The sequence below is a fragment of the Micromonospora sp. NPDC023633 genome (assembly GCF_040640035.1).
GTDB lineage: Bacteria > Actinomycetota > Actinomycetes > Mycobacteriales > Micromonosporaceae > Micromonospora.
The window spans coordinates 1-19,356 of the sequence record NZ_JBFABB010000098.1 but is presented as its reverse complement, the minus strand read 5'-3'; the positions used below and the strand labels follow the sequence as shown (position 1 = coordinate 19,356).

17 protein-coding genes are annotated in these 19,356 nt (G+C 75.3%); 7 read left to right on the top strand and 10 right to left on the bottom strand.

Annotated elements, in window-relative coordinates:
• Positions 1–5 precede the first annotated feature (5 nt).
• A complete protein-coding gene (locus AB0G13_RS25670) occupies positions 6–1,937 on the bottom strand; it encodes a stealth family protein (protein ID WP_357879070.1) in 1,932 nt (643 codons plus the stop codon).
• A 490-nt stretch (positions 1,938–2,427) separates the two neighbouring features.
• Between AB0G13_RS25670 and AB0G13_RS25665 the strand changes: the two genes are divergently transcribed.
• Positions 2,428–3,348 (top strand): DNA-3-methyladenine glycosylase 2 family protein, encoded by a 921-nt coding sequence (locus AB0G13_RS25665; RefSeq protein ID WP_357879067.1) that lies wholly within the window; start codon positions 2,428–2,430, stop codon positions 3,346–3,348.
• A gap of 148 nt (positions 3,349–3,496) precedes the next feature.
• Here the strand turns inward: AB0G13_RS25665 and AB0G13_RS25660 are convergent, their stop codons facing one another.
• Complete coding sequence (locus tag AB0G13_RS25660; RefSeq protein ID WP_357879064.1) at positions 3,497–4,027, bottom strand: DUF1990 domain-containing protein; 531 nt, start codon at positions 4,025–4,027, stop codon at positions 3,497–3,499.
• 57 nt (positions 4,028–4,084) lie between these two features.
• On the opposite strand from AB0G13_RS25660, the gene AB0G13_RS25655 reads away from it, so the two are divergent.
• Positions 4,085–4,579 (top strand): GNAT family N-acetyltransferase, encoded by a 495-nt coding sequence (locus AB0G13_RS25655; RefSeq protein WP_357879061.1) that lies wholly within the window; start codon positions 4,085–4,087, stop codon positions 4,577–4,579.
• Here AB0G13_RS25655 and AB0G13_RS25650 read toward each other — a convergent pair.
• Positions 4,554–4,976, bottom strand: a complete 423-nt coding sequence (locus AB0G13_RS25650) for an SRPBCC family protein (RefSeq protein ID WP_357879058.1) — start codon at positions 4,974–4,976, stop codon at positions 4,554–4,556. The genes AB0G13_RS25655 and AB0G13_RS25650 overlap by 26 nt on opposite strands.
• 228 nt (positions 4,977–5,204) lie before the next feature.
• A complete protein-coding gene (locus AB0G13_RS25645; RefSeq protein ID WP_357879055.1) occupies positions 5,205–5,417 on the bottom strand; it encodes a hypothetical protein in 213 nt (70 codons plus the stop codon).
• 136 nt (positions 5,418–5,553) lie between these two features.
• Here AB0G13_RS25645 and AB0G13_RS25640 point away from each other — a divergent pair, with 136 nt between their 5' ends.
• Both AB0G13_RS25640 and AB0G13_RS25635 read left to right on the top strand, forming a co-directional pair.
• The gene (locus tag AB0G13_RS25640; RefSeq protein WP_357879053.1) at positions 5,554–6,666 is read left to right on the top strand and encodes an ATP-dependent DNA ligase; all 1,113 of its coding nucleotides are present in this window, start codon (positions 5,554–5,556) and stop codon (positions 6,664–6,666) included.
• A 54-nt stretch (positions 6,667–6,720) separates the two neighbouring features.
• Entirely contained in the window at positions 6,721–8,337 is a 1,617-nt protein-coding gene (locus AB0G13_RS25635; RefSeq protein ID WP_357879091.1) for an alpha/beta hydrolase, read from the top strand.
• On the opposite strand, the gene AB0G13_RS25630 is transcribed toward AB0G13_RS25635, so the two are convergent.
• Entirely contained in the window at positions 8,264–8,776 is a 513-nt protein-coding gene (locus AB0G13_RS25630; RefSeq protein ID WP_357879050.1) for an ion channel, read from the bottom strand. The genes AB0G13_RS25635 and AB0G13_RS25630 overlap by 74 nt on opposite strands.
• Before the next feature lie 74 nt (positions 8,777–8,850).
• Here AB0G13_RS25630 and AB0G13_RS25625 point away from each other — a divergent pair, with 74 nt between their 5' ends.
• The gene (locus AB0G13_RS25625) at positions 8,851–9,303 is read left to right on the top strand and encodes a GNAT family N-acetyltransferase (RefSeq protein ID WP_357879048.1); all 453 of its coding nucleotides are present in this window, start codon (positions 8,851–8,853) and stop codon (positions 9,301–9,303) included.
• Positions 9,304–9,448: 145 nt separating this feature from the next.
• Here AB0G13_RS25625 and AB0G13_RS25620 read toward each other — a convergent pair whose 3' ends face one another.
• From AB0G13_RS25620 to AB0G13_RS25605, 4 genes are all read right to left on the bottom strand, one after another.
• Positions 9,449–10,189, bottom strand: a complete 741-nt coding sequence (locus tag AB0G13_RS25620; protein WP_357879046.1) for an ABC transporter ATP-binding protein — start codon at positions 10,187–10,189, stop codon at positions 9,449–9,451.
• Between the two features lie 142 nt (positions 10,190–10,331).
• The gene (locus AB0G13_RS25615; RefSeq protein WP_357879043.1) at positions 10,332–11,330 is read right to left on the bottom strand and encodes an ABC transporter ATP-binding protein; all 999 of its coding nucleotides are present in this window, start codon (positions 11,328–11,330) and stop codon (positions 10,332–10,334) included.
• Between the two features lie 2 nt (positions 11,331–11,332).
• Positions 11,333–14,080 carry an FtsX-like permease family protein gene (locus tag AB0G13_RS25610; protein WP_357879040.1) on the bottom strand — a complete coding sequence of 916 codons (2,748 nt, stop codon included), beginning with the start codon at positions 14,078–14,080 and terminating at the stop codon, positions 11,333–11,335.
• A 4-nt stretch (positions 14,081–14,084) separates the two neighbouring features.
• Positions 14,085–17,279 carry an FtsX-like permease family protein gene (locus AB0G13_RS25605; protein ID WP_357879037.1) on the bottom strand — a complete coding sequence of 1,065 codons (3,195 nt, stop codon included), beginning with the start codon at positions 17,277–17,279 and terminating at the stop codon, positions 14,085–14,087.
• A 164-nt stretch (positions 17,280–17,443) separates the two neighbouring features.
• On the opposite strand from AB0G13_RS25605, the gene AB0G13_RS25600 reads away from it, so the two are divergent.
• Positions 17,444–17,737 (top strand): hypothetical protein, encoded by a 294-nt coding sequence (locus AB0G13_RS25600; RefSeq protein WP_357879034.1) that lies wholly within the window; start codon positions 17,444–17,446, stop codon positions 17,735–17,737.
• Positions 17,738–17,787: 50 nt separating this feature from the next.
• On the opposite strand, the gene ligD is transcribed toward AB0G13_RS25600, so the two are convergent.
• Positions 17,788–18,813, bottom strand: coding sequence for a non-homologous end-joining DNA ligase (gene ligD / locus AB0G13_RS25595; RefSeq protein WP_357879031.1), 1,026 nt, complete (start codon positions 18,811–18,813; stop codon positions 17,788–17,790).
• A gap of 47 nt (positions 18,814–18,860) precedes the next feature.
• Between ligD and msrB the strand changes: the two genes are divergently transcribed.
• Positions 18,861–19,274, top strand: coding sequence for a peptide-methionine (R)-S-oxide reductase MsrB (gene msrB / locus AB0G13_RS25590; RefSeq protein ID WP_357879028.1), 414 nt, complete (start codon positions 18,861–18,863; stop codon positions 19,272–19,274).
• Positions 19,275–19,356 lie beyond the last annotated feature (82 nt).

Below are 19,356 nucleotides of genomic sequence, written 5' to 3'. Positions count from 1 at the left end.
CCTTCTCAGGCATCTCGCCGCTGTCCCCGCTGGTCGTCGAGGTGGGTTCCCCAACCGGGTGGCGCAGTTTCCTGCTGCGCCCGGGCGGCGGCGATGCGCATCGAGGGCAGTGTGGGCGCGTCCAGCCGCGGACCGACCCGCAGCGCGGGCACGGTCTCGCCGTCCACCTGCCGGCGGGCGGCGAGGGTGGGCGTGGTCGGGGCATCCACCTGCTGACGCTGCCGGGTTACGCCGCGCGACTGCCGCCACAGTGCGCTGGCGCCCAGCTTCCGGCGCTCGGCGACCACCTCGTCGGGCAGCTCGTAAGGCGCCGGAAAGGGCAGGTAGCGGGGCAGGAAGTCGGCCAGCATCCGCTCCTGCTCGGCGAAGGCCTCGGGATCGGAGTCGGTGTCGTTGAGGCAGAACACGTCACGGTTGCGGCGGGCGAGCAGCTCGGCGAGGCGGGCGGGCGTCGACGGGTGACCGAGGTCGGCGTACTCGTACTCGATCTCGCCCGGCACCGCCTGGCCGGTCAGGTAGGACCAGTACTGGTGCAGCGACGACGGGATGGACAGGTCGCCGTGGTGACGGAACTGGTGCCGTGCCGTCTTGGTCACGTCCGCCCGCAACATCTGCTCGATCTGGTACATGATGCTGCGCCGCAGCGCGAACGGGGTGTGCTTCATCTTCTGCGTGATGGTGACGCCGAACTGCCGCTGGATGTGCCGGCGGTTGTTCTTGCCGGCCGCGTTCACCGGCGGGTCGCTGGGCTTGGCCTCGCCCAGTCCGAACTGCGCCGGGGAGGGGAAGAACTTGGCGATCCCGTTGGCGTGGAAGAAGTGGGTCGGTAGCAGCGGCCGGCCCAGGAACACGTCGTCGTTGAGGTAGAGGAAGTGCTCGGCCAGACCCTCGATCCGGTGCAGCCGGGACTCGATGGCGTGCGAGTTGAACGACGACCGGAAATTGAGGTCGGCGAAGAGTTCGGCGTGCGTCACGACGGTGATGGTCGGGTGGGTCGGGTCGAGCCAGCTCGGCAGCTGGCTGTCGGTGACCAGGAAGATGCGTCGCAGCCAGGGCGCGAAGCTGTGCAGCGCGCGCATCGCGTATCGCAGTTCGTCCCGGTTGTGGTAGCGCGACGAGTTGGCCGCCACCGCGTGCAGCGGTCCGTCGGGGGCGCCCTGCGCCGCCATCTTGCGCCGCAGCCACTCCGGATCCGAACCGTCCACCCAGGTGAACACCGCGTCGATCGGGAAGCCCACCCGGTCCGGGGCCCGGACGGCAAGATCACGGCGGGTGCCGTAGACGTGGTCGTCCGCCTCCGGGACGAAGTGGCTGAGCAGGGCCGCGGCGACCCGCACCGGCTCCGCCCGGGCCGGCGCCTCGTCGATCACCGCATTGTGCCGGGGTGCGCGCACGACGTCGCCCACGCGCGTCCAGAACTCGATCTCGCAGGCGAACTGTGCGCCCAGGACCACGCCCGCGCGGGCGTCGGTCACCGGGAACCACACCTGAATCACCTCGGCCGGGGCCAGGTCCGGCTGGTTGCGCCCGGGCCGCACCTCGACGGTACGCACGTGCGCGCCCGACAACGCCGGCGCGGCGCGGACCAGGCGACGCACCGCGTCCTGCTGGTCGACGAGGACGGCCACGGAACTGCGCAGGTAGTCATCGTTGCGCAGGCAGTGGTAGTCGATCCCGGCAGCGTCCAGCGCCGACGTGACGGCCGTGAGGTTGCGGTGCCACATCTCCAACGGCGTCGCCGCGACGACCACCTCGGCCTGGGTGCGGACGCCGTCGTCGCTGACCGACACCCGCGCTCCCGTCGGGTGCACGGTGTCACCGCCGCGCGGCCGCGTGAAGCTCCGCACGAGGCCGAGCCGGCGGTGCTGCGGAAGCAGGCCGAGCAACTGGCGCCGGGCGGCGGGTGGAAGGAGGCGGTAGACCCGCAGAGCGATCATGCTTCGGCCCGTCCTGATCGGACGGCCGTCGTGTCGACGGCCATCGTCAGCGCTGGTGGTGACGAGGCGACGCCGCCGACACGGCATGCTCCGGACGAGCACCCGCAACAACAGTCATCACTGCATGCCCTTTCGACAGCTCCCCGTTGCACTGCCTGCGAGGCGGTGACGAATCGGCCGGGCACCGGATGCCCGGGCCGCGATCCTCACCGGTCTCTCAGTGACGGTGACCGCTCCCTGGGACACCCGTCGGCGAATCGGACGATAGCAGCGCGTTCATCCGCGAGACACCAGAAGACCCCAGACGGTTCACGACCGACCAGAAGCAACCGTGATGATTTTCGCCCATCTATTGCATTTGCCTGAATAATCCCAGCCGTTCAGTGGGTGCGACGATGCCGGGACGGTCAGCGGGAACCGGCCCGCCACCGCACCACCCGAGCAGGTGGGCGACGCACCGGACGGCGGCGGGACCTGGCACAGTGGCGAGGTGACCGAGACCCGGCCCGCCGCGACGCGGGAGCTGCGCCCGCCCGCCGGGTACCGGCTGGCCGCGTCGGTCCGGGCGCTGACCTTCAGCCCGTACGACCCCTGCGCGCGCGTCGCGGCCGGCACCTTCTGGTGGGCCACCCGCACCCCGGACGGGCCGGCCACCCTCGCCCTGCGGCCGGTCGCCGGCGGCCTGCTCGCCGAGGGCTACGGCCCAGGCGCCGACCGGGTGGTGGAGCGGGCGGACGCGGTCGCCGGGCTCCGGGACGACGTGACCGGGTTCGCGGCGCTCGCCGCCGCCCACCCCGTGGTGGCGCGGCTCGCGGCCCAGCAGCGGGGGCTGCGGATGCCGGCCACCGGACAGGTCTTCCCCCGGCTGCTGCGGGCGGTCTTCGAGCAGAAGGTGACCGGCAAGGAGGCGTACCGGGCGTACGCCGCGACGGTGCGGCACTTCGCCGAGGCGGCGCCCGGGCCGATGCAGCCGCTGCTACTCCCGCCGGACCCGGCGGCGGTGGCCGCGACCCCGTACTGGGTGTTCCACCCGTTCGGCGTGGAGCAGCGCCGGGCCGAGACGCTGCGCCGCGCGGCGGCCGTCGCCGACCGGCTGGAGCGCTGCGCGGACTCCACCGAGGCCACCCGCCGGCTCACCGCCATCGCCGGCATCGGCCCGTGGACCGCCGCCGAGGTGGTGCGGATCGCGTACGGGGACCCGGACGCGGTCAGCGTCGGCGACTTCCACGTGCCGAACACGGTGGCCTGGGCCCTGGCGGGCGAGCCCCGCGGCGACGACGCCCGGATGCTGGCCCTGCTGGAGCCGTTCCGGGGGCACCGGGGGCGGGTCTGCGTGCTGCTGGCGGCCGGTGGCGTCCAGGCGCCGAAGTACGGCCCGCGGATGCCGATCCGCTCCTTCGCCCGGTTCTGACGCCGGTCCGCCGCCCGTCGTGTCGGTGATTGCCGAACCGCCCGGCGACCGCCGCCTGGTGGCGGCTCGGCCCGGTGGCGTCCCCTCCGCTCACCGGCGCCGACGGGTGCCGCCCGCGTCGACGGGCGGCGCCGCGGCGCGGTGCGGGTCAGGGGCGGGCGCAGAGCCGGCGCAGGGTGCGCCCGAGCCACCAGGCGTACGCCCGCTGGAAGGCCCGGCCGGCCGGCCCGGCGGCGCGCATGACCCAGCGGTCCGGCCGGCTGAACGCGGCCACCTCGAACCAGACGTGGCCGGCGGCGTCGCGGCTCACCACGAACGCCTCCTCGCCGCGCGCCGGATGGCCGGGCAGCGTGCCGTACCCGAAGCCGGCCCGCCGCCCGTCGTCGACGGCCCAGACCACCTGGCAGGGCGCGGCCAGCCGCAGCGGGCCGACGCCCAGACCGGAGACCACCCGGACCCCGGGCGCGGCCCGGCCGGCGTCGGCGTCCATCCGGATGCCGGCCGCCCGGTGCAGGCCCCAGCCGAGCACGGCGTCCCCGGCCGTCGTGAAGCAGGAGTCGGGCAGCCGGACCCGGTGCCGCACGTGCCGCCAACCGGGCGGCAGCTCGCCGGTCTCGGTGGCGCCCACGTGCGGATAGGTCAGTGCCGGCACGGCGCACCCCCACGGCTCGACGGACACCGCCAGCGTACGGGCGGTGCGCACGGCCCGCCCGACGGCCTGTGGTTGGCTGTCGAGATGATCATCGAGCCGCGCATCGTGTCCGCCGACGTCCCGGACGCCGGCGAGATCCTCACCGTGCAGCGCGCCGCGTACCTCACCGAGGCACAGCGCTACGCCGATCCGTTCCTGCCCCCGCTGACCGAGACCCTGGACGAGGTGCGGGCCGCGCTGGCGGGCCCGGCGACGGTGCTCACCGCCCGGCTCGGCGACCGGCTGGTCGGTTCCGTCCGGGCGCACGTCGACGGCGACACCGCCCACGTCGGCCGGCTCTCCGTCGCCCCGGACCAGCAGGGCCGGGGCGTCGGCGGGCGGCTGCTGCGCGCGGTGGAGGCGACCTGCGCCGCCCGGGTACGCCGCTTCGCGCTCTTCACGGGCGCCGACAGCGAGCAGAACCTGCGCCTGTACGAGCGGCACGGCTACCGGGTCGTCGGGCACCGGCCGGACCCGAACGGCATCCGGCTCGCCCTGCTGGAGAAGCCGGTGGTCAGTCCCGCTCGCAGCGACGCCTGAGCCCGTCGGCCTCCATCCGCAGGTAGCGGCGCATCAGGTCGCCGTAGAGCCAGCCGACGGGCCCGGCCAGCGGCCCGGACTGCGTGATGGCCAACTCGACGCGGCTGCGCCCGTCGGGCAGCGGCAGCACCCGGTGCTCGCCGAGCGTGCGCACCCCCGGGCTGCCCGAGACCCAGGAGAACGAGCGCCCCTCGGTGAGCTCGGTGACCCGCCACACCGCCGGTCGCAGCTTCGGCTGCTCCAGCCGGGCCGTGGCGCCCACCGCGAGCGGCCCCGGCTCCCGCCGTAGCGCCCGGCGCACCGAGGGCGTCCACTCCGGCCACCGCTCGACGTCGACCAGCACCGTCCAGACCCGTTCCGCCTCGGCGGCCACCTCCGTGCCGGCCTCGAACCGCATCGCGCCTCCTCCCCGTGGCGGCGTCCGGTGGCGCCGCTGCCAGTCCCGACGAGACTGCCCGACGGATCGTGACCGCGGCACCCACCGGCCGGCCCGTCGCCGCCGGCGAGCCGGTCACCGCAGCCCTCGGCCGCCGCCGGCCCGGTCGGCCGCCACCGGGTCCGTCGCAGCCGGCGGGTCCGTCGCAACCGGGCCGCCCGGGGGCCGGTGGGCTCGGTCGCCGCCGGGTCAGGCGGCCTCGCGCAGGTCGGCCAGGCCGAGGGGGGTACGCCGGCGCAGCAGCTCCTCCAGCTCCGCCACCGAGCCGGCCTCGCCGAGCACGTCCTTGCCGCCGCCGAACTGGCGGGGATAGCGGCGCACCAGCCGGTAGCGGTAGTGGCCCCGGATCAGCTCGACGCTCACCCGCCACCGACCGCAGCACCCGCAAACCCACTCCGACACCCCGCGAAGGTAGCTCTGACCTGCGGTTTTCCGATTCGCCCGGTGCGGCACGAGGGGCGCGCGGCCGGACACGCCGGTCCTTCACCACCCGTGATCTGCCTCACGACTGTCGGTGCGGTCTGGTTGACTGGTCGCCGTGAAGCTGCCGATCAGTCCGCCGGTCGAGCCGATGCTGGCCAAGAGCGTCCCGCGGGTCCCCACCGCGCCCGGGATGACCTACGAGCCGAAGTGGGACGGCTTCCGGTGCATCGTGTTCCGCGACGGCGACGAGGTGGAGCTGTCCAGCCGGGGCGGCAAGTCGATGACCCGCTACTTCCCGGAGGTGGTCGAGCAGGCCCGCCGCCAGCTGCCGCAGCGGTGCGCGGTCGACGGCGAGCTGATCGTGATCCGGCGCGACGGGCCGGGCGGGCAGCCCCGGCTCGACTTCGAGCTGCTGGCCCAGCGCATCCACCCGGCCGCGTCCCGGGTGAAGCTGCTGGCCGAGACCACGCCGGCCGACTTCGTCGCCTTCGACCTGCTCGCCCTCGACGACGAGACGCTGCTCGACGAGCCCTATCCCCGGCGTCGCGCCCGGCTGGAGTCGGCGCTGGCCGGGGTCCGCCCGCCGGTGCACGTCACCCAGGTCACCACCGACGTCGACACCGCGCACCGCTGGTTCGACGTCTTCGAGGGCGCCGGCCTGGACGGCCTGATCGCCAAGCCGGCCGACCTGCCCTACGAGCCGGGCAAGCGGCTCATGTTCAAGGTCAAGCACGCCCGCACGGCCGACGTGGTGGTGGCCGGCTTCCGCTGGCACAAGTCCGGCCCCGTGGTCGGCTCGCTCCTGCTCGGCCTACACGACGACGACGGGGTCCTGCACCACGTCGGGGTGAGCGCGTCGTTCACCATGGCCCGCCGCGCCGAGCTGCTGGAGGAGCTGGAGCCCTACCGGGACGTGGGCGCCGACCACCCGTGGGTGCACGGCGACCACGAACGCGGCCAGCGCCTCCCCGGCGGGGTGAGCCGCTGGACGGGCACCCGGAACCTGGAGTGGGAGCCGCTGCGCCCCGAGCTGGTGGTCGAGGTCGGCTACGACGCCATGGAGGGCGACCGGTTCCGGCACACCGCCCGGTTCGTCCGCTGGCGGCCCGACCGTGATGCCCGCTCCTGCCGCTACGACCAGCTCGACCGGCCCGTACGGTTCGATGTGGACCAGGTGCTGCGCGGCGACCCGACGGTGACCGTGGGGTCCACCGCCGGGCCGGCGTAGCCTGGCCGTCGACTCGATCCCGGAGGCTCGCTCGTGACCCGCACTCCCGACCGGATCCGCCGGTTCCGGCTCACCCTCGCCGGGCTGGCCACCGCCGCGCTGGTCGCCGCCGGCTGCACCCTCCCGGCGATCGCGCCCCGGACGGGAGCCGGCGGCGAGGCCGCCGCCCCCGGCACGGCGCCCACCTGGCGCGCCTGCCCCGAGGTGGCCGAGGAGCTGGTCGGGCGCGGTGCGCCGAACATCCGCTACGAGTGCGCCCGGATCAAGGTGCCACGCAACTGGGACACGGGCGCGGGCGGCGGGGCCACCACCGGCCCCGGCGGCGGAGCTTCCACCGGCCCGGGCGGCGGGGCCACCACCGGACCGGGTGCCGGGCAGACCTTCGAGATCGCGCTGCTGCGGGCCCGGTCCACCACGCAGCGCGACCGGATCGGCTCGCTGGTCGTCAACCCGGGCGGGCCCGGCGGCTCCGGCGTGGACACGGCCGTATACCTCTCCTTCGGCCCGGCGTTCGGCGGCCTGCCCGCCTCGATCACCGACCGGTTCGACATCGTCGGCTTCGACCCGCGCGGGGTGTCCCGATCCAGCCCGGTCAGGTGCATCCCCGACGCCGACCTGGACGCCAGCTTCGGCTACGACCCCGACCCGCGAAGCCAGGAGTCGTTCGACGGCTTCGTCGCGCTCAGCCGGAAGATCGGGCGCGGCTGCGGCGACCGCTACGGCGACCAGCTGCCGCTCTACGGCACCGAGCAGGCCACCCGGGACATGGACGCGGTCCGCGCCGCCGTCGGCGACGACAAGCTGACCTACCTCGGCTACTCCTACGGCACGCTGCTCGGCGCCACCTACGCCCAGCTATACCCGCAACGGGTACGGGCGCTGGTGCTCGACGGCGCGGTCGACCCGCGGCAGGGCCTGGTCGCCGGGTCGGAGGGCCAGGCCAAGGGCTTCGAGCGGGCCTTCGGCAACTTCACCACGTGGTGCGCGGCCAACGCCGGGCGCTGCCCGATCGCCCCGGACGCCCGGGCTGCGGTCACGTCGGCGATCGACAAGGCGCGGGTGTCCCCGGTGCGCGGGGACGACGGCCGGGAGGCCACCGCGGGCTGGGTCTTCTACGCGATCATCTCGTCGCTCTACACGGAGTCGGGCTGGCAGGAGCTGGCCCGCGCCATCGACAAGCTGGAGGGTGGCGACCCGGAGGACGTGTTCCGCCTCGCCGACGCGTACGCCGACCGGGACTCCGACGGGCGCTACTCGAACATGTTCGACGCCAACCTGGCGGTCAACTGCGCCGACGAGGAGGAGAAGCCGAGCCGGGAGCGGATCCGGCAGCTCCAGTCGCAGTGGCGGGCGAAGTACCCGATGTTCGGTCCGGCCCTGGCCGTCGGCCTGCTCTCCTGCACCGAGTGGCCCGGCGGTCGCGACCCGTACCCGACGGGCCGGGCCGACGGGTCGCCGCCGATCCTGGTGGTGGGCACCACCGGCGACCCCGCGACGCCGTACGAGCAGACTCCCGCGCTGGCCGCGATGCTGGGCGTGGGCCGGGTGCTCACCTGGGAGGGCGAGGGGCACACCGCGTACCCGCAGACCTCCTGCGTCAACGAGGCGGTCGACGCCTACCTGATCGACCTGACGGTGCCCAGGGAAGGGCTGCGCTGCCCGGCCCGCTGACCGGCCGCTCCGGCGGCAGGTCGGGCAGGTCGATGCCCTGCCGCGCGGCGATCTCCTCCAGCAACGCCCGCATCCGGCGCACGTCGGCCTTGAGCTGCTCCTGCTCCTCGTGCTCGAAGGCGTCGTCGTCGACGATGAGCTGACTGGCGAAGTGCGCGGTGATCAACGGGATGACCAGCAGCACCATGGTCGAGATGAGCAGCGCGGCGAGGGTGCGGCCCTGCCAGCTCACCGGGGAGATGTCGCCGTAGCCGACGGTGGACGCGGTCACCACCGCCCACCAGACGGCGTCCGCCGCGCTGCGGTTCTCCACCTGGCCGTAGATCACGCCGGCCACCACGATCATGAGCAGGTACGAGATGATCAACGTCCGGGGCGAGTTGGCGAACCAGACCAGCCCTCGGTAGATCAACCGGAACGGCAGCAGCAGGACGTCCATGGACAGCCATGTTGCCCCCCACCCGCCAGCGCCGCCCGCCCATTGGCCCGTTTCGCTGTGCCACGCTGGACGGCATGAGTGACGTGATCTTCCGCGAGGCCACCCGGGCCGACCTGCCCGCCGTGATCGCCCTGCTCGCCGACGACGTGCTCGGCAGGACCCGCGACTTCCCGGAGGTCGACGCCGCGTACGAGAAGGCGTTCGCCGACATCGACGCCGACCCGCGCAACCAGTTGATCGTGGCGGACGCGGACGGGGAGCCGCTCGGCTGCATGCAGCTCACGTACATCCCCGGCCTGGGCCGGCACGGCGCCGAGCGGCAGCTCATCGAGGCGGTCCGGGTCCGCTCCGACCTGCGCGGGCGGGGCCTCGGCCGGCAGATGATCACCTGGGCCGTCGACCAGGCGAAGCAGCGGGGCTGCGCCCTGGTCCAGCTCACCACCGACAAGACCCGCCACGACGCCCACCGCTTCTACCTGAGCCTGGGCTTCCTCCCCACCCACGAGGGCCTGAAGCTCCCCCTCTGACCCGCCCTCACCCCTCCCCGTGGATCATGCAATTGTGGTGCCCGACAAAAGGGATGAAGCACATGGAAAACGCCACCACAACTGCATGATCGGCACCGGCGGGCCGGGCGCGGCTCGCGGGAGGCGGCGGGGCGGGCGGGGTGGGTCAGGTGGGGAGGAGGTGGCCGTCGCGGAGGGTGAGGACGCGGTCGGCGAGGTCGATCAGGGTCGGGTCGTGGGTGGCGACCAGCGCGGTCATCCCGCGGGCGTGCACGACCGCCCGGAGCAGATCCATGATCGACCGGCCGGTCTCGGAGTCGAGCTGGCCGGTGGGCTCGTCGGCGATCAGCAGGTCCGGCTCGTTGGCCAGGGCCCGCGCCACCGCCACCCGCTGCTGCTGCCCGCCCGACAGCTCGTACGGCCGCTGGCCCGCGTGCCCGCCGAGGCCCACCAGCTCCAGCAGCACCGCCACCCGCTCCTCCCGCTCGGCCGCCGGGACCCGCGCCAACCGCAGCGGTACGCCGACGTTCTCGGCGGCGGACAGGATCGGCACCAGCCCGAAGGTCTGGAACACGAAGCCGACCGTGCCGCGGCGAAGCTCCAGCAGCTCCTTCTCCCCGGCGCCGGTGACGTCGTGCCCGGCGACCACCACCCGGCCCGAGTCGGGTCGGTCCAGCCCGCCCACCAGGTTCAGCAGGGTCGTCTTGCCCGCCCCGGAGCGGCCGCGCACGGCGACCAGCTCGCCCCGCCCGGCCGAGAACGAGACGTCCCGTACGGCGTGCACGGCGTGCTCGCCACGGCCGAACGTGCGGCTGACCCCCTCCACCCGGACCACCTCGTCGGTGACCGTGGCGCCCGCCACCGCCCCGGCCGACCGGCCGTCCCGCGTCACGTCCCGCTCGCTCATGATTCCGCCCCGCTGTGCTCGGCGCGGCCGACCGACCCGGCCACGCGGTACCGACTGATCCCCCGCCCGCGCGCCGCGACGGCTTCCCGTTCGCGCGCCGCCACGGCTCCCCGTTCGCTCACCGCGACGGCTCCCCGCCCGCTCACCGCTTCGCCTCCGGCTCGTCCTGCGTCCGGTGGCCCGGGCGCACCTCCACGTGGTCCGGCTCCAGGTTGAGCCGCACCCGGTCGCGCAGCGACAACGCGTCCACGAAGGGCGCCGGCAGTTGCATCCGGCCGCTGCGGTCGAGCACGGCGTACTCCTCGCTGACCAGTTCGGTGCTGCCGTCCGCGCCGATCCGCGCGGTCCGGCGTACCTCGGAGGCGGTCCGGCCGTCGCGGATCGCGACGGTGCGGCGGACCTGGGTGGCCACGGCGTGGTCGTGGGTGACCACCACGATGGTGACGCCGAGCTCGGCGTTGATGGTGCGCAGCGCCGCGAAGACGTCGGCTCCGGTGGCCTCGTCCAGCTCGCCGGTCGGCTCGTCGGCGAAGAGGACCTCGGGATCGTTGGCCACCGCCACCGCGACCGCGCAGCGCTGCTGCTCGCCGCCGCTGAGCTGCCCGGGCCGCCGGCCGGCGCAGTGCCCCACCCCGACCATGTCGAGCAGCTCGCGGGCCCGGTCACGGTGGGCCCGCCGGCCGCCCCGCCGCCCGGCGAGCCGCATCGGCAGCTCGACGTTCTCCAACGCGGTCAGGTACGGCAGCAGGTTGCGGCCGGTCTGCTGCCAGACGAATCCGACCATGTTCCGCCGGTAGCTCAGTCGCCGCCGGGTGGAGAGGTTGAGCAGGTCGTACTCCCCCACCCGGGCGATGCCGGCGGTGGGCGTGTCCAAGCCGGAGAGGATGTTCAGCAGCGTCGACTTTCCGGAACCGGAGGCTCCGACGATCGCCACCAGCTCGCCCCGGTCGATGACCAGGTCGAGCCCCTGCAGGGCGACCACCTCCACCCCCTCGGTCTTGAAGATCCGGACCAGCCCGTCGCAGACGATGTGCCCGCGCAACCGGTCCCGGCCGCCGGCCCGCTCGGCCGCACGCTGGGCGGCCCGCTGTTGCAGGGCGGCCAGGTCCGGCACGGCGGTGGTCTCCGCGGTAGCGGTCATTGTCAGTTCTCCTCTCCGAGCCGGAGCACCTCGCCGAGGCGCATCCGGCGGTTGTTCAGGGCCTCGACGGCGACCGCGAAGCCGAGGGCGAGGGCCCCGAGGGCGACGACCGCGGCCGCCAGGCCGGGCTCGAACGCCACCCGGACCTCGACGCCGTCGGTGAAGGCGGACAGGCCGAGCACCGGGGTGAGCAACAGCGGCAGGGCCGTGCCGACCAGCGCACCGGTCACCACCGAGACGCCCACCAGCGGCGCCAGCTCCACCAGCAGCAGCCCGCGCCACTGGCGTCGGGACAGGCCGAGGGTGCGCAGCCGGGAGAGCACCAGGCCGCGCTCGCGGGCCCCGGCGAGCACCGTGAAGGCGATCGCGAGCAGGCCGAGCACGGTCCCACCGGCCGCGCCGGCGGTGAAGCCGAAGGCGAGCACCCCGTTCGCGCCGCCCTCCCCCACCTGCCGGCGGGTGTCCGCGAAGGTCAGCACCTCCACGCCGCGCGGGCGTTCCCGGCCGGCGACCGTCCCGCCGGTCTGGAAGCGGGACTGTCCCGCGTCGCCGGCCCGGCGCAGCGCCTCGTCGTCCAGGTCGTCGCCGGTCACCAGGAAGCCGGTCGGCACGGCGGCGTAGTCCCGCCGGGGCAGGGACTGCCAGGGCAGGACGACGAACCGGCTGCTGTCCGCGCGCAGCAGCGGGAAGCTCTCCACCTGCCCGGCGACCCGGAACTCGTACCGCTGCCCCTGGGCGCTGACGAAGGCGGAGCCGGCCAGGCCGGCGTCGGCCAGCTCGGCGGCGACCGTCGGGGAGACCACCGCGGGCATCGGGCCGGCTCCCCCGGCGGGGGCGAGCAGCGCCGCCGGCACCGTCACGTCGACGTCGGCCTCCCGGACGATCCGGGCCAGGGCCGGGCCGTCGACCATGAGCACGGTCACCCCGCCGAGCCGGGTCTCGGTGCCGATCGCGTCCTTCGCCAGGCGCTGGCCCGCCTCGTACAGCACCGGACTCGCGGCGCGGACCCCCGGCAGGCGCTCCAGCTCGGCGCCCGTGTCCGGGGCGATCCGCTCCCCCAGGATCAGGGCGTCGGCGGGGACCACCCGGCTGGCGGCCCGGTCCCGGCTCGCCTCGATCCCGGCGGCCGTCACCGCGCAGAACGCCGCGGTCGCGATGGCCAGCACGACGACCACCAGTGGCACGGCGACGACGGAGCGGCCGGCACGGGCGGTGCCCAGGAAGGCGACGCTGCCCCGGGCCCGGGCCGCGAGCCGGCTGACCAGCCGCAGCGGCCACGGGTACAGCCGCATCGCGACCACCGCCGCGGCCACGGCCAGCAGCACCGGAACCGAGACCAGCAGCGGGTCGACCTCCCCGGGGGTGAGGCCGCGGCGGCGCAGCAGCACGACCGCGAGGCCCGCGAGGAGCAGCAGTCCCACCTCCACCGTGAGGCGACGCGCGGAGGGGCGCGACCGGATCAGGTCGCTGCGCCCGGCGTTGCCGGTGGACGCGGCGAGGGTGGCCACCGGCAGCGCCGACGCCACCAGGACGGTCGCGGCGACGGCGAGCCACCGGGTCTCACCCGGCGCCCCCGGGGCGAGGCCACCGACCAGCCAGCCGAGCGCGCCGGCGGGTGGGACCACCAGCAGCGCCTCGGCCAGGCTGCGGCCCGCGCTCGTGGTGGCCGCCCCGCCCCGGGCGCGCAGCAGGGTGAACTCCGCCCGGCGCCGGCGCACCAGCAACCCGGCGGCCAGCACGACGAGACCGGTCAGCGTGGCCAGTACGCCCGCGGCGATGACCCCGAGCACCGTCCGGGCGCTGTCCACCTCGGCCGAGAACTGCCGCAACGGGATGTCCAGCCCCTGGACGATGTCGCGGCCGGCCGCCTCCCGGGTCATCTGCTGGAGGCCGTCGATCACCTGGTCCAGCTCGCGGATGTTGATGCCGTCGGCGCCCAGGCGGTAGCGCCAGCTGAACGCCAGCGGCCAGCCGGCGACGGCCTGACGGTTCAGCGCGCCGGCGTCGACGACCCCGACGGCGATGAAGGGATCGCCGTCCCAGGGCGGCTCGTCGATCCGCAGCAGCGGCGGCAGCCCGTCCCAGATCCCGTCGGCGTCGTCGCGGGGCTCGAAGAGACCGACCACGTGGACCGGGGCGCGGGGCGAGGCAGCGGGCGAGACGGGTCCCGGCGCGGCGAGGGTGAGCCGGCTGCCGACCCGCAGGTTCAGCTCGCGGGCCACGCCGGCGGCCAGCGCCACCTGCACCGGCTGGCCCTTCGGCGCGTCGGCCGGCCAGCGCCCCTCGACCAGCGTGCCGGCCTCCTCCATCCCGGGTACGGCCCGCAGACCGAGGTCGACCAGGAGGTTCTTCGCCGCCAGGTCCGGACCGACCACCCGGCTGGGCCTGGTCTCCGCGGTGAACCACCGCCGTTCGACCATCCGGCGTACGACCGGCGGCATCCCGGCCTCCACCGTCGCCAGGTCGCCCTGGCGCGCGGCCACCGGGGAGCCGCCCTCGCTCGTCGGAACGAGCGGGCCGGTCGAGTACGTCACGTCGCGCTGCTGCGGCGGCACGGCGCCCAGGTGCGCCCGCAGGCCCTCCCGGGCGTGCCCGTTGACGATCCTGGGCACCCCGCTGATCACCAGCGTGACGACCAGCGTCAGCGCCGCGAGGAGCAGGAACTGCCCGCCGTACGCCCCTACCCGGCGGGCGACCGCCCCGATGCTCACCACGCCCCGTCTCCGCTCCTGGTCGTCCGTACGCTCCACCCGGTCACCGGTCTCCCCCGATCCGCAGCTGCGCCACGGCCACCCGCTGCCGGATGCCGAGGGCGATGAACGCGCTGAAGGCGAGTGCCGCCAGCAGCAGGCCGAGCGCGGTCAGGCCGATGGGCAGCCAGGGCAGCACGAAGGCGGCCTCCGGCACCGGCCGGCCGGCGGACGGCGTGAGGATGACCAGCGGGGCCATGGTCGCGCCGACCGCGGCGCCCAGCAGCAGGCCCACGCCGACGCCGATCCCGGCCAGGAAGGTCTGCTCGGCCAGCAGCGCCCGGGCCAGCAGCCGAGGGCTGGCGCCGAGCGTGTGCAGCACGGCGAACTCCCCCAGCCGGTGCCGGGCGGTCGCCCAGACGTCGACGACCAGGCCGACCAGGGCCAGCAGCACCGAGCCGAGCGCGGCGGCGAGCAGCCCCGTGCGGGCCCCCTGCCAGTACGGGTCGTCGGCGGCCCGATCCGCCACCTCCCGCCGGTCGAGCAGCGTGGTGCCGGCCAACCCGGCCGCCGCGCGGGCCGCCTCGGCGTGGCCGTCGCCGTCGGTGCTCAGCCACCACTCCGCGACCGGCCGGACGCCGCCCCGGTCCCGGACCAGCCACTCCGCCGCCGCCGGCAGGTCCAGCAGCACGCCCTCGCCGGCCGTGGACGGCACCGCGTCCAGCTCGCCGACCAGCGTGACCGGCACCGTCGCGCCGGACAGCACGAGGTCGACCGTGTCGCCGGTGCGCAGGCTCAACGCGTCGCGCACGGCCGGGGTCATCAGCGCGGGCACCGGCCGGTTCTCGCCGGCCGGCACCACGGCGAACCGGCTCGGCGGCTGGGACGCGAACCGGCCGCCCGCCCGGTAATCGACCTCCCACTCGGCTCTCAGGCCGGTGGCCGTGACCGGCGCGCCGACGGGCTTGCCCTGGCCGTCGACGGCCACCCACTCGCCGTCCAGCGACGCCGGCCGGGCCGCGCCGTCGGCGCCGACCAGCCGCAGGTCCGACACCTCCACGCGGTACGCCGGCCCGCGCGCGCTCCCGCCGTCGACCTCGAAGCCGGACAGTCGTACCGGGCCTTCCGCGGCGGGAACGGCGACGGTGAACGGCGCCGGCCGGCCGTCGCTGCCGCTGCTGCCGGCCGACAGCCGGAAGGCCAGCCCGTCCGCCCGGGTCAGCAGCACCCAGAGGCCGACCCGGTGCGGCGTGACGGCGGCGCGCACGGGCGTGCGTACCGTGCCGGTGAGCGACCGGGTGCCGGCGGGCAGGTCCAGGCCGGTCGGCGCGCCGCGCGCCCGGGTCAGCCGGTCCAGCAGCGCCGGCGCCGGCTCGTCGGTCAGCCGCTCGTTGAGCCGCAGCACGCCGGCCGCGGCCGCGGCGTCGAGGCTCACCACCGTCGTCGGCAGGTCGGCGCGGCCCAGGCGGATCTCGTCCCGCCAGGCCGGCAGCGCCTCGCCGACGCCGGGCAGCGCGCCGAGCTGACCGGCCCGGCCGTCGGGTGCCGAGCCGGTGCGCTCGATCACCCGCAGGTCGGCGCCGACGGTGTGGTCGGCCTGGTCTGCCTGCGACAGCTCGCCCGTGGTCACCAGCGACCAGGCCAGGGTGCTGCCGCCGACGGCGAGGGCGAGCAGCAGCACCGGGCCGGCGTGCGGGCGCCGCCCCGCCTGCCACATGCCGAACATGGTGGCGGTCCACGGCCTGCGGTCGACGAACCGCTCGGCGAACCGGGTCGCGGGCGGCAGCAGCCGCAACGCCACGACCGCGCCGGCCAGCACGCCCAGCGTCGGCGCGGCGACCAGCAGCGGGTCCACCCCGAGCCGGCCGGCCGCCCCGGCGACCGGCGACGAGTACTGGCGCAGCTGGGTCCAGGCCAGCACCGCGAAGCCGACCAGCACCAGGTCGAGGCTGGCCCGTTGGACGCTCGCGGCGCGGGTGGGACGGGACCGGGCCGCCATGTCGGCGACGTACGTGCCGGCCCCCCGCAACGTCGGGACGACCATCGCGACCAGGCAGCCGGCGGCGGTGGCCGCCGCGGCGGCCCAGACCAGCGTCGTGTTGCCGGGCGAGAGCGTCAGCGGGGCGGCGCCGCCGGTACCCACGTGCCGCAGCGCCTCGCCGGCGATCAGGGGCCCCAGCACGCCGGCGGGCAGGACGACCAGGGCCGCCTCCCGGGCCGCCAGGCCGGCCAGTTGCCGCCGCGCGGCGCCCCGGGCCCGGAGCAGGGCGGTCTGGCTCCGCCGGTCCTCGTGCAGCAGGGCGGCGACGAGCACCAGGGCGTACCCGCCGAGGACGACGATCAGCAGCAGCGGGGTGGCCAGCGAGGAACGACCCACCAGGTCGGCCCGGGTGACGCGGTCGAGGAGCCTGTCGATCGCCGTGACGGTCTGGCCGGACGAGCCCAGCCCGGCCGCCTCGGGCACCTCGGCGAGGGCCGTGGTGAGCGCCTGCCGCACGTCGGGCAGCCGGCCCGCACCGGCCGCCGCCGCGAGGTCCGGCTCGACGACCCAGGACGCCGACACCGAGCCCGGATAGGTGGTGACGAAGTCCGCCGGGTCCAGCACGAACGGCCCGTACGAGGTGCCGGGGTCCGCGACGCCGCCGGCCCCGACCCCGGGTGCCAGCCGCCAGTACGGGTCGGCCGGGTCGCGGGGCCGCCAGGTTCCCACGAGCACCACCGTGCTGGCCTCGTCGGACCGGCGGTCCAGCATCGGCACCCGGTCGCCGGCGGTCATCCCGAGCGCGCCGGCGACCTTCTCGGGCAGCGTGACCTGCATCGGGGAGGCCCCCGGGGTGGGCCAGGCGCCGCCGGTCAGCTCGGCGTGGCGGGGCAGGTCGTCGAGGGTCGCCAGGCTGGCGAAGACCGGGTCGTCGCCGTCGGGGACCACGGGCCCGAGGTCGCCGGTCAGCTCGCGGCCTCCGCCGTACCGGGCGGCGCCCACGGTGACCGGCGTGCCGCCGAGCCCGGCGGCGAACCCGTCGCGGACCGCCCGGTCCCGGGTGGCGAACTCGGCCGCGTCCCGGCCGGCCGCGCCGCTCACCAGGAGGCTGCGTTCCTCGAACGACGCCCCGCTGAGCAGCGCACGCTGGCCGGCCTCGACGGCCCGCCGGTTGTAGTCGGACAGCCCGGTGACCAACGCGACCGCCACCAGGGCCGCGACCACCGCGGCGAGCAGCAGCCCCCGCGCCTCGCGGGCCCGCCTCCACACCAGCTTCATCCGACGCCCTCCCCTGGCCCGGAGTCGGGCCGACGATCAGGGAGAGCGGCGACGGGCCGGGAAAGGTTCGCGGCCGTTACTTGATCGTTATCCGACAGCGCCGGCGTCTTGCCGGTGGACCGGGCGAGGGCGGCGGGATGGCGCGGGTGTGCTTCGATCGCCGGATGGAGATCGCCCTCACCGTCGCGATGGTGGCCGTCGTCGCGCTGCTCGCCGCCCAGTTGCCGGGCAGGGCCGAGCAGGCGCGGACCGCGTACCGGCTCGCCGAGATCGAGCGCCGGCTCCGGCTGGTGATGGACCACCTGGGCGTGGTGGACGCCTCGCCCGTGCCGCCGGAGGTGGGGCGGCACCTGGCCCGGGGCGACAAGATCAAGGCGATCGCCGCGTACCGCAGGGCGACCGGCGCGGACCTGCGCTCGGCCAAGGAGGCGGTGGAGGCGTACGGCGACCGGCGGTGACGGCGCGGGCGCGTCGGGCGGGACGGCGACGCCCCCGCGGGACGGGCCGGTCAGCGGGGGCGGTCGCGGTCCTTGGAGGGCTGCACGCGCTTCGGCTCGCCGGGCATCTTCGGGTGGTCCGGCGGGTAGGGCATGTCGCCCTGACCGGTGGCGGCGTCCCGGTCGGCCCACTCCAGCAGCGGGCTGATGTCCCACGCGGTGTCGTCGATGCCGGCGTGCGCGTCGCCGCGCTCGGCCAGCCGGGCCGGGACGGTGCGCAGGTCGAAGTCGTCCGGCTCGACGTCGGGCAGCTCGTCCCAGGTGACCGGGGTGGACACGGTGGCCCGGGCGTTGGCCCGCAGCGAGTACGCGCAGGCGATCGTGCGGTCGCGGGCCATCTGGTTGTAGTCGACGAAGACGCGCTCGCCCCGCTGCTCCTTCCACCAGGCGGTGGTCACCAGCTCCGGCCGGCGCCGCTCCAGCTCGCGGGCCAGCGCGATGGTGGCCCGGCGCACCTCGGTGAACGTCCAGCGCGGCGCGATCCGCAGGTAGACGTGCACGCCACGGCCGCCGGAGGTCTTCGGCCAGCCGGTGGCGCCCAGCTCGTCGAGAAGCCCGCGCAGCTCCCCGGCGGCGGAGGCCGCGTCGGCGAAGTCGGTGCCGGGCTGCGGGTCGAGGTCGATGCGTAGCTCGTCGGGGCGGTCGACGTCGGCGGCGCGCACGGGCCACGGGTGGAACACGATGGTGCCCATCTGGGCGGCCCACGCCACGTGGGCCAGGTCGGCCGGGCAGAGCTCGGCCGCGCTGCGACCGCTCGGGAAGCTGATGGTGGCCGTCTCCACCCACGGCGGCACGCCCCGCGTGGGCACCCGCTTCTGGAAGAACGCCTCCCCCTCGATGCCCTCGGGGAAGCGCTGCAACGTGGTGGGACGGCCGCGCAGAGCGCGCATGATGCCGTCACCCACCGCGAGGTAGTAGTGGAAGACGTCGGCCTTGGTGAAGCCGCGCTGCGGAAAGATCACCCGGTCGGGGCTGGTCAGCCGGACGTCGCGCCCGGCCACCTCGATCTGTTCGGCTGCGGCCTTCGTGCCACCCATTGCGCGACCATATGCCACACCCCCGACGTCCGGCGTACCGTTGGCGGGTGAGTCTTGACGAGAGTGAACTGCCCCGTACCGAGGAAGAGTGGCGGGTCCGGCTCAGCCCGGAGGAGTTCCGGGTGCTGCGGGAGGCCGGCACCGAGCGCCCGTGGACCGGCGAGTACGTCGACACGAAGACGCCGGGGACCTACCACTGCCGGGCCTGCGGCGCGCAGCTCTACCCCAGCGACACGAAGTTCGACTCGCACTGCGGGTGGCCCAGCTTCGACGACGCGATCCCCGGCGCGGTCAAGGAGATCGAGGACCGCAGCCTCGGCATGGCCCGCACCGAGATCCGCTGTGCCCGGTGCGACAGCCACCTCGGGCACGTCTTCCGGGGCGAGGGCTTCACCCCGAAGGACACCCGGCACTGCGTCAACTCCGTCTCCATCCGGCTGGAGCCGCGCGCCGACGCCTGAGAGAGTGTTGTGATACCTGGACGTGATAATAGCAGAAGGTGTGAGGGAAATTAAGAAATTATTAGCTGTGTGTATAAAAAAC